Below are 11034 nucleotides of genomic sequence, written 5' to 3' on the forward strand. Positions count from 1 at the left end.
AATGGCCAGATTGAACCAGAAGAAGGTACAGGAATAGTTAAAGACTTCCAGTTTGACCCGCCAGTTGCCGCGGCCAAAGAGGTGCTTGAAATTGGCCAGCACCACCTCGTAATTGCCCTTGGCCCAGCGCTTGCGCTGCATATAGTAGGATTTGAGAGTCTCAGGCTCCTGCTGAAAGGCTTCGGAATTGTAAGCCAGAGCAATCAGCTTGCCGCTCTGCATAATTTTAAAAGAAATTTCCGTATCTTCCGTCAGAGCGCCGTTTTTCCAGCCGCCGATACTCTTGACAAACTCCGTGTTGATCAAAAAGTTGGTTCCCGGAATCCGGCCAATCTTAAAGAGATGCCACATCCCCACATGGTAAACCCGCTGAGTAACCACAATCTCCTGATTGATACAGCGTGTCAGGAAGTTCTGATTGGCATTGCGGGTTTTATTGCGCCCAAAGGAAGCTACATGGCGTTCTGGATCTTCCAAAACCTTCTTGACCAGGAAGTAGAGAGCATTCTTTTCCGGCATGGCATCCGCATCATAGACACAGATGTAATCCCCCTTAGCCATTTTGAGGGCATCGTTGAGAACTCCGGCCTTACCGCCGGTACCCGTACGGTCTGTAATGGTAATGTCGCGGCCTGCATACTCAGGCAGTGCCTGCACCTTGAGCATTTCCTGATAGGTGTTGTCTGAGCAGTTATCCGCAAAGAGGAGAAGCTCCACTCTGTCATGCGGATATTCCAGATCCAGAATGGCCTTGGTGGTCTGGGCAATCACCACATCTTCATTGTGGGCCGGAACCACTACCGTTACCATCGGATAGTCTTCCAAAGGACCGGTGTCTACATCAAAATCACTGTGTTTCATCCAGAAATGAACTGCCGAAGCCAAAATGACCAAGGCCCAAGCCAGTGATATCCAGATAGAAAACAGGGTGATAATCATAACAATTTGACTAATCATGGTGCTTCACCGCCCTAAAGTTTTTATTGACCCGATTGTAAATAACCAAGTAAAAGATGAACAGAATCACAAAACTGAGTGCAAAAAAGAAACTCAGAGTCATGGAAATCGTAAAAAAGAAATCAGTTAAAGACATGGCATCCTCCTAATATTCAATGATAATATCCGTTTCCAGCTGCCGCTCTAAATTGCTCAAAGCGTCCTCAAAGCGATGGAAGCGATCAACATTGTCCGCATCAATCTCCAAATAGCCCGACTGGAACTGGATATGCGACCGGCTGGTCTTATTTTTGAAATGCATGGTAATCAAGTCAGCCTGCACCCGCTCTTGGAAATGGCTCCTGAGATTCTGTTCCGTCCTGCTTGTCAGAACCAGAAAATTTCCATTTGAAACATAGTAAAGCGTTTCGCCATCCTGAAAACTCCATTTGAGCAGTCGGTGGATCTGTTTCAGCATCCGCTTGTACTCATGGGTATTGATTTGGAAAAAGTGGCGATTGTGTGTCCAGTGAATCAGCAGAGCCTGAAAAGACTGCTGCTCCTGCAAATGGATCTTCTGAACCAGCTCATCATAATCTGCCGCCGCTTCCTCACTATCATCCTGAACCAAAGAAAAGCGCTCATGCAGATAGTGATTGACCCGGCTGGCCAGCCAAGCGCTGACAGAGAAAGTATAGAGCAGGAGAAAGATGTCATTGTCCGGCAGATAGGCCACATCAAAGATGAGGATAACCGTTGTAAAAACGATACCTAAAATCATGATCCAGCTAACCAGCAGATCAGACAGGACAAAGACACTAAAAATCCCTAATAAAATCAAGGCTGCCACAACGTAAAATATACTTGTTGCAAAAAACCAACTGTAAACAAGGACTGCTGCCGCTGCCAATACCAACAGCAGCAAGGAGCCTTCCAGTGCTCTTTTTCTAAACATTTTCTACTCCAGTTTTAAATTCTTTCGGCCGCTCCGACCTTTGATCAAAATAATAAGCAATCGCCTGAGCAATCCGCTGCGAAGCCAGACCGTCCCCGTAAGGGTTGCTGGCCTGAGCCATCTGCTGGTAAAGTGCCTCATCATCCAGCAGCTGCTCCATTGCCTGACGGACTGCATCGCTTTCTGTTCCGACCAGCTTCAGAGTTCCTGCTGCCACTCCCTCCGGCCGCTCGGTCGTATCCCGCAGGACCAGTACCGGCTTGCCCAGAGAAGGCGCCTCTTCCTGAACACCGCCCGAGTCAGACATGATAAAGTAACTCTTGGCTGCAATATTATGAAAATCCAAGACATCCAGCGGATCAATGAGGTGAATTCGCTCATGGCCGCTCAGAATATCTTTGGCCGCTTCCTGAACGGCCGGACTCAGATGGACAGGGTAGATGATTTCCACATTCTCCCGTTCCTCTACGACCTGACGCAGGGTTGCAAAGACACGACGCATCGGCTGCCCCTGATTTTCCCTGCGGTGCATGGTGACCAGTATCATTTTAGAAGCCGGATTGACAGCCTGCAGCACCTCGTGCTGGTAGCCTTCCTTGACCGTCAGCTTGAGGGCATCAATAGCCGTATTGCCGGTAATAAAAATCTGATCCTCCGGATGATTTTCTTTCAGCAGATTTGCCTTGCTGTCTGCAGTCGGTGCAAAATAAAGGTCGGTCAGAGAATCCGTCATCTGGCGATTCAGCTCCTCTGGAAAAGGAGAGTACTTATTCCAGGTTCTGAGGCCGGCTTCCACATGCCCCACCCGTACCTGATTGTAGAAAGCTGCCAGACCGGCCGCAAAAGTCGTCGTCGTGTCACCGTGCACCAGCATGATGTCCGGCTTTTCTTCTTTTAAAATCCCGTCCAGCTTATTCAATATCTTGACAGTAATATCTGACAGGCTTTGGTTGGCCCCCATAATGTCTAAGTCATAATCCGGCACCAGACCAAACGTTTCCAATACCTGATCCAGCATCTGACGATGCTGCGCTGTCACTACCGTCTTTGTCTCAAACAAATGGTTCTGCTTTTTCAATTCGATCACAAGCGGAGCCATCTTGATAGCCTCCGGCCGCGTACCAAATACGACCATTACTTTTGTTTTCTGCATTTTCCTCACCAAACAATCAAATAATTGTGATAACTTTTTACTAAAAAAAGTTTGTCCTTAAGCCACCAATATTTTACCATCAACTAATTTTATAATCAAAGCATTTCCAGCTTTTTCATACGTTCTTAATTTTGATTTACACGTTGGTAACTTATTTAAGATTAGTTTAATGTTCTTAACTTAACTGTAACTTAAAGTTTCTGAAATTTGCCTATTTTTTTGCAAATAATCAATAATAAACTACTGATTTTAGAGCAGCCAGCCCATGCTCTGCCTGCTTTCATTGTATTTTCCTTTTTTACATTTTTCATTTTTATTCACTATGAATATATAGAGTTATGTTAAATGATTGTTACGGCTCCTGTTCTCTGATGAGACGACACAGCCTAAAAAATAATACCTCCTACTTGTATTATAGGATAATATTTTGAGGTATGCAAGCATTTATAGGCTGCAAAAAAAGAAAAAACTCCCTCTCGAAAATTCGAGAGAGAGTCTTGTTCTTATTTCAAGATAAGAGTCTCATCTGCTTCTGCACCTTCAGACAAGGCAACGATTTCGTCAATGATTTCAACCTCGTTGACAGCCTGAGGCTCCAGATTGCGGTAGCGGGCCATGCCGGTACCGGCTGGGATGATTTTCCCAATGATAACATTTTCCTTGAGTCCGAGTAGATGGTCTTTCTTGCCGCGGATAGCTGCATCGGTCAGGACACGCGTTGTTTCCTGGAAGGAAGCCGCAGACAGGAAGCTGTTGGTCTCCAAGGAAGCCTTGGTGATTCCCATCAGGACCGGACGGGCTGTCGCAGGGACACCGCCAGAAATGACCACGTCGCGGTTCGCATCCGTAAAGTCGGTAATGTCCATCAGTGTTCCCATGAGCAGTCCGGTATCGCCTGGATCCATGACACGGACCTTGCGGATCATCTGACGGACCATCACCTCGATGTGCTTGTCGCCGATTTCTACCCCTTGGCTGCGGTAAACTTTCTGTACCTCAGCAAGGAGATAGGTCTCAACAGACAAGACATCACGAACCGCCAGCAAGTGCTTGGGCTGGATAGACCCTTCGGTCAGAGCAGCACCGCGGGAGACCTGGTCGCCTACCTCTACCTTCATGCGGGCTGTAAATGGCACCACATATTCTCCTTCACCAGTCGTGCCCTTGACATAGACCTTCTTGGTACGGGTTGATGCATCTTCTTCGATAGCGGTAACCTCACCCTTGACTTCCGTGATGACCGCCTCCCCTTTCGGATTGCGGGCTTCAAAGATTTCTTGGACACGAGGCAGACCTTGTGTGATATCGGTATTAGAGGCAACTCCACCCGTGTGGAAGGTCCGCATGGTCAGCTGGGTACCCGGCTCCCCGATAGATTGGGCAGCGATGGTTCCGACTGCTTCACCGACTTCAACTGCATCACCGGTCGCCAGGTTGATACCGTAACAGTGACGGCAGACACCGTGGCGAGTGTTGCAGGTAAAGACGGAACGAATGGTGACCTCCGTCACGCCGGCAGCAACGATTTCGCGGGCTTTGTCTTCGGTAATCAGCTCATTGGCCCCGACAATCACCTGACCGGTTTCAGGATGCTTCACGGTCTTCTTGGTGTAACGGCCGTTCAGACGTTCTTCCAGCGACTCGATCATTTCCTTGCCTTCGGTGATAGAAGTGATGAGCAGGCCGCGGTCCGTACCGCAGTCGTCCTCACGGATAATCACATCCTGAGCCACATCCACCAGACGGCGGGTCAGGTAGCCCGAGTCAGCTGTCTTGAGGGCCGTATCGGTCATCCCTTTACGGGCTCCGTGAGTGGAGAAGAACATTTCCAGAACGGACAGACCTTCACGGAAGTTAGACAGGATTGGCAGTTCCATGATGCGGCCGTTTGGTGCCGCCATCAGACCGCGCATACCGGCCAGCTGGGAGAAGTTGGAGATGTTACCGCGGGCTCCGGAGTCCATCATCATAACGATTGGATTCTTCGGATCCTGATTAGCCACCAGACGTTTTTCCAGCTTCTCACGAGCCGCCCGCCATTCAGCTGTTACTGCATTGTAGCGTTCGTCGTCGGTAATCATACCGCGGCGGAACTGCTTGGTGATTTGATCCACACGCTTGTGGGACTCTTCGATGATTTCAGCCTTGTCTTCAACGACTGGAATATCCGCAATCCCCACTGTCAGACCGGCCAGGGTGGAATGATGATAGCCCAAGTCTTTGAGACGGTCCAGCAGGGCAGAAGTTTCTGTTGTGCGGAAACGCTTGAAGATTTCAGCGATGATATTCCCCAGATTTTTCTTCTTAAATGGAACATTGATCTCAAGCTTGCTGATAGCTTCCTTGATGTCCTGCCCCGGCTCCAAGAAGTATTGATCCGGTACGCCTTCTGTTAAGTTGGCATTATTTGGTTCCTGCAGATAAGGCAGCTCCTCCGGCATGATGGCGTTAAAGAGAATCTTCCCTACTGTTGTAATCAGGATCTTGTGTTTTTGTTTTTCCGTCCAAGGTTTGGCCAAACTGTCCGTTGCGATACCGACGCGGGTATGCAGGTGAACATAGCCATTGCGGAGTGCCATGACCGCTTCATCCCTATCCTTGAAAATCATGCCTTCGCCTTCGCGGCCGGCTTCTTCCATAGTCAGGTAGTAGTTCCCCAAGACCATGTCCTGAGACGGCGTAACAACTGGTTTTCCGTCTTTCGGGTTCAGGATGTGCTCAGCAGCCAGCATGAGGATGCGGGCTTCCGCCTGCGCTTCTTCGGACAAGGGCACGTGGATGGCCATTTGGTCTCCGTCAAAGTCGGCATTGTAGGCTTCACAGACCAGCGGATGCAGGCGCAGAGCCTTCCCGTCGATCAGGACCGGCTCAAAAGCCTGAATCCCCAGTCTATGCAGGGTCGGTGCCCGGTTCAGCAGCACTGGGTGTTCCTTGATCACTTCTTCCAAAATATCCCAGATGCGCTCATCACCGCGTTCGACCAAGCGTTTGGCTGCTTTGACGTTCTGCACGATGTCACGGGCAACGATTTCCCGCATGACAAATGGTTTGAAGAGCTCAATCGCCATCTCACGCGGCACACCGCACTGATACATTTTCAATGTTGGGCCAACGGCAATAACAGAACGGCCGGAGAAGTCAACCCGCTTACCGAGCAGGTTTTGACGGAAGCGGCCTTGCTTTCCTTTCAGCATGTGGCTCAAAGACTTGAGCGGCCGGCTGCCCGGTCCCGTAATCGGACGGCCGCGGCGGCCGTTGTCAATCAGCGCGTCAACGGCTTCCTGCAGCATCCGCTTTTCATTCTGCACGATAATCCCCGGAGCATTGAGTTCCAAGAGACGGGCCAGCCGGTTGTTGCGGTTGATGACCCGGCGGTAGAGGTCGTTAAGGTCAGAAGCCGCAAAGCGGCCGCCGTCCAGCTGAACCATCGGACGCAGATCCGGCGGAATAACCGGCAGGATATTGAGCACCATCCACTCGGGCTTGTTTCCGGACTTGTAAAAGGCATCCAGTACATCCAGACGGCGGACAGCCTTGACCCGCTTTTGGCCGGAAGCTGTTTTCAGCTCTTCCTTGAGAACTGCAATCTCCGCTTCCAGATCGACCTGCTTGAGCAGATCCTGAATGGCTTCTGCTCCCATCTTAGCTACGAATGAGCCCGGACCGTATTCGCGCAGGCGTTCACGGTATTCGCGCTCGGTCATAATAGACTTGTGCTCCAGCGGTGTATCCTTCGGATCAATCACCACATAAGCAGCGAAGTAAATGACCTCCTCCAAGGCACGGGGACTCATATCCAGCGTCAGCCCCATACGGCTGGGGATGCCTTTGAAATACCAAATATGAGAAACCGGTGCTTTGAGCTCGATGTGACCCATGCGCTCACGGCGGACCTTGGCCCGCGTCACTTCCACACCACAGCGGTCACAGACAATCCCCTTGTAGCGGATGCGCTTGTACTTGCCGCAGGCACATTCCCAGTCCTTGGTCGGACCAAAAATAACTTCGTCAAAGAGACCTTCGCGTTCCGGTTTCAGGGTTCGGTAATTGATTGTTTCAGGTTTCTTCACTTCTCCATAAGACCATGAACGGACCTTATTGGGAGAAGCTAGGGTGATTTGCATACTTTTAAAACGATTTACATCAACCACTATTTTTACCTTTCTTCATTTTCTAGTCAGTGTGAATGATTATTCTTGTCCTTCTGCATCGAAGGCTTCTTTGGCTTCTTTAGCAGCCTTTTCACGCGCTTTTTCAAGGTCGTCTACATGGATGACATCGTCATCTTCCCCTTCATCCAGATCACGCAGCTCGACTTCATTGTCATCTTCATCAAGGACACGCATGTCCAGCCCCAGAGACTGCAGCTCTTTGACCAGGACGCGGAAGGATTCCGGCACACCTGGTTTTGGAATCGGCTTGCCTTTGGTGATAGCTTCATAGGCCTTGAGACGGCCGTTGACATCATCGGACTTGTAGGTTAGGATTTCCTGCAGGACATTCGAAGCACCATAGGCTTCCAGAGCCCACACTTCCATCTCCCCGAAACGCTGTCCGCCAAATTGGGCTTTCCCTCCCAGCGGCTGCTGGGTCACCATGGAGTAAGGACCGACAGAGCGGGCATGAAGCTTGTCGTCAACCATGTGGTGGAGCTTGATCATGTACATGACTCCGACTGATACGCGGTTGTCAAAGGGCTCACCTGTCCGGCCATCATAAAGAATGGTCTTGGCATCGCTGTCCATACCAGCTTCGCGGACGGTATCCCAGAGATCTTCTGAGCTAGCCCCGTCAAAGACCGGTGTCGCAATGTGAATGCCCAAGTTGCGGGCTGCCATACCGAGGTGGAGCTCCATAACCTGACCGATATTCATCCGGGACGGCACACCCAGCGGATTCAGCATGATGTCGACCGGTGTTCCGTCTGGCAGATAAGGCATGTCTTCCACAGGTACAATACGGGAAACGACACCCTTATTTCCGTGGCGGCCGGCCATCTTATCTCCGACCTTAATCTTCCGTTTCTGAGCGATGTAGACCCGGACCAGCATGTTGACACCAGACTGGAGTTCATCGCCGTTGGCGCGGGTAAAGATCTTGACATCACGCACCACTCCGTCCGCACCGTGCGGCACACGCAGAGAGGTGTCACGAACTTCACGAGACTTGTCACCGAAGATGGCATGAAGCAGACGCTCTTCAGCAGACAGATCTTTTTCTCCCTTCGGAGTGACCTTGCCGACCAGGATGTCGCCTTCTTTGACTTCCGCCCCGATGCGGATAATCCCCATTTCGTCCAGATTTTTCAGAGCGTCTTCCCCGACATTCGGGATTTCACGGGTAATCTCTTCAGGACCAAGCTTGGTATCGCGGGTTTCTGACTCGTACTCCTCCAAATGAACAGAGGTGTAGACATCATCCTTGACCAGACGCTCGCTCATAATCACGGCATCCTCAAAGTTATACCCTTCCCAGGTCATGTAGGCAACGATTGGGTTTTGGCCCAGAGCCATTTCTCCATTTTCCATGGAAGGACCGTCAGCGATAAAGTCGCCTTTTTCAACGGCATCGCCGACTTTGACGAGTGTCCGCTGGTTATAAGCTGTCCCAGAGTTGGATCGGCGGAATTTGGTGATTTGATAAACATCCAGCGAACCATCTTCGCGGCGGACTTCTACCTTATCCGCATCTGCATAGGTAACCTTACCATCATGCTGGGCAATGACTGCCGCACCAGAGTCATGGGCTGCTTGGTATTCCATACCTGTACCGACGTAAGGCGCTTTCGGATCAATCAGAGGCACCGCCTGACGCTGCATGTTGGCACCCATGAGGGCCCGGTTGGAGTCGTCATTTTCCAAGAAAGGAATGCAGGCTGTCGCTACGGCAACTACCTGTTTCGGCGACACATCCATGAAGTCTACTTGATCTGATGGGAACTCTTGGTTATTCCCCTGATGGCGTCCCATGACAATCGCTTCTGCAAAGCCGCCCTCTTCATTCAGCTTAGAGTTGGCCTGAGCTACGATAAATTCATCTTCTTCGTCAGCGGTCAGCCAAACGATTTCATTGGTCACCACGCCCGCTTCGCGGTCTACCTTGCGGTAAGGCGTTTGAATAAAGCCGTATTTGTTGAGATGGCCGTAAGAGGACAGGTTGTTGATCAAGCCGATATTTGGTCCTTCAGGTGTTTCAATCGGACACATACGGCCGTAGTGGGTATAGTGCACGTCCCGCACTTCATAGCCAGCGCGGTCCCGGGTCAGACCGCCAGGTCCCAAGGCAGACAGACGGCGCTTGTGGGACAGTTCAGACAGCGGATTGTGCTGATCCATGAACTGGGACAGCTGAGAAGAACCGAAGAATTCTTTAATGGCTGCTGTCACCGGACGGATGTTGATAATTTGCTGCGGTGTCAGCACTTCATTGTCCTGAACGCTCATCCGTTCGCGGACATTGCGCTCCATCCGAGACAGACCCAGACGGACTTGGTTGGCCAAAAGTTCACCCACTGCACGAATCCGGCGGTTCCCCAAGTGGTCAATATCATCCACGCGGCCGATGCCTTCTGCCAAGTTGAGGAAGTAGCTCATCTCAGCCAGAATATCAGCCGGAGTCACTGTCCGCACCCGGTCAGATGGATTGGCATTGCCGATGATGGTCACCACACGGTCCGGATCAGTCGGAGCAATCACTTTGAACTTCTGCAGCTCTACCGGCTCAGTCAAAACAGCGGAATCGTTTGGAATGTAGGTGATTTTATTGAGACCGCTGTCCAGCTGCTCTGCAATGCCGTCAATGACACTGCGGGTCATAACTGTACCAGCTTCCAGCAGGATTTCTCCCGTCTCAGCATCTACCAGAGGCTCCGCCAATGTCTGGTTGAGCAGGCGGTTCTTGACATTCAGTTTTTTGTTAATCTTGTAACGGCCGACTGCTGCCAAGTCATAGCGGTGCGGATCAAAGAAACGCGCCACCAGCAGAGAGCGAGAGCTTTCGGCCGTCTTAGGCTCACCTGGACGCAGGCGCTCATAGATTTCTTTCAGCGCTTCATCTGTACGGGAATCCATCGGATTTTTATGAATGTCTTTTTCGATGGTATTGCGGACCAAATCGCTGTCCCCAAAGATGTCAAAGATTTCATCATCTCCAGAGAAACCAAGCGCACGGACCAGGGTCGTAAACGGAATTTTCCGTGTCCGGTCAATACGGGTGTAGGCAATATCTTTGGAGTCTGTTTCCAGCTCCAGCCAAGCACCGCGGTTAGGGATAACGGTTGAACCATAGCCCACTTTGCCGTTCTTATCCACCTTGTCATTGAAATAGACCCCTGGAGAGCGCACCAGCTGAGATACGATAATCCGCTCACCGCCGTTGATGATGAAGGTCCCCATCTCGGTCATGATTGGGAAGTCGCCAAAAAAGACTTCCTGTGTCTTGATTTCCCCAGTTTCCTTGTTAATCAGACGGAAGGTTACAAAAATCGGCGCTGAATAGCTGGCATCGTGAATGCGGGCTTCTTCCAGTGTGTACTTAGGCTCACGAATTTCATAGCCGACAAATTCCAACTCCATGGTGTCGGTAAAGTTTGAGATAGGAAGCACATCCTCAAACACTTCTTTCAAGCCATGATCCAGAAAATCCTGAAATGAATCGGTCTGAATTTCAATCAAGTTTGGTAAATCAAGAACTTCCTTAATTCTTGAAAAACTACGACGGGTACGGTGTTTCCCGTATCGAACTTCATGTCCTGCCAAGTTTTTACTCCTTTGTGATTAAGATACGAGAGCGTTTAAAAATCGAAAGAAAAATAGGAAATCGATGAAGAGGCTGAGACAGACTCCCATGATGGCTGTGTCCTCGCTCGCAGAGGGATGGATCTTTGGGAAGATACCGTATAAAAAGTCCTTCAGTCTTGCTTTGTTTTGGTAAAAAACTCTTGATATGGCAGCTGATTACTCAAAGCACTGTTTTGGCACAAACTGCGTTT

6 protein-coding genes are annotated in these 11034 nt (G+C 50.3%); all 6 read right to left on the reverse strand.

Translation table 11 applies throughout. From position 1 onward, the window contains the following. On the reverse strand, positions 1-957 hold a 957-nt coding region (locus STRDD11_RS07510; RefSeq protein WP_241209359.1), incomplete at its 3' end, for a glycosyltransferase family 2 protein. Beyond that, positions 950-1093, reverse strand: coding sequence for a hypothetical protein (locus STRDD11_RS07515; RefSeq protein ID WP_128836790.1), 144 nt, complete (start codon positions 1091-1093; stop codon positions 950-952). The genes STRDD11_RS07515 and STRDD11_RS07510, both read right to left, overlap by 8 nt. Before the next feature lie 9 nt (positions 1094-1102). Next, complete coding sequence (locus STRDD11_RS07520) at positions 1103-1891, reverse strand: hypothetical protein (RefSeq protein ID WP_128836791.1); 789 nt, start codon at positions 1889-1891, stop codon at positions 1103-1105. Next, entirely contained in the window at positions 1884-3044 is a 1161-nt protein-coding gene (gene wecB, locus STRDD11_RS07525; RefSeq protein WP_128836792.1) for a non-hydrolyzing UDP-N-acetylglucosamine 2-epimerase, read from the reverse strand. The genes STRDD11_RS07520 and wecB overlap by 8 nt, the downstream gene beginning before the upstream one ends. A 503-nt stretch (positions 3045-3547) precedes the next feature. Further along, positions 3548-7195, reverse strand: a complete 3648-nt coding sequence (gene rpoC, locus STRDD11_RS07530) for a DNA-directed RNA polymerase subunit beta' (RefSeq protein ID WP_128836793.1) — start codon at positions 7193-7195, stop codon at positions 3548-3550. A 39-nt stretch (positions 7196-7234) separates the two neighbouring features. Further along, a complete protein-coding gene (gene rpoB, locus STRDD11_RS07535) occupies positions 7235-10801 on the reverse strand; it encodes a DNA-directed RNA polymerase subunit beta (protein WP_128836794.1) in 3567 nt (1188 codons plus the stop codon). Between the last annotated feature and the right edge of the window lie 233 nt (positions 10802-11034).

The sequence above is a fragment of the Streptococcus sp. DD11 genome (assembly GCF_001578865.1).
Classification (GTDB): Bacteria; Bacillota; Bacilli; order Lactobacillales; family Streptococcaceae; genus Streptococcus; species Streptococcus panodentis.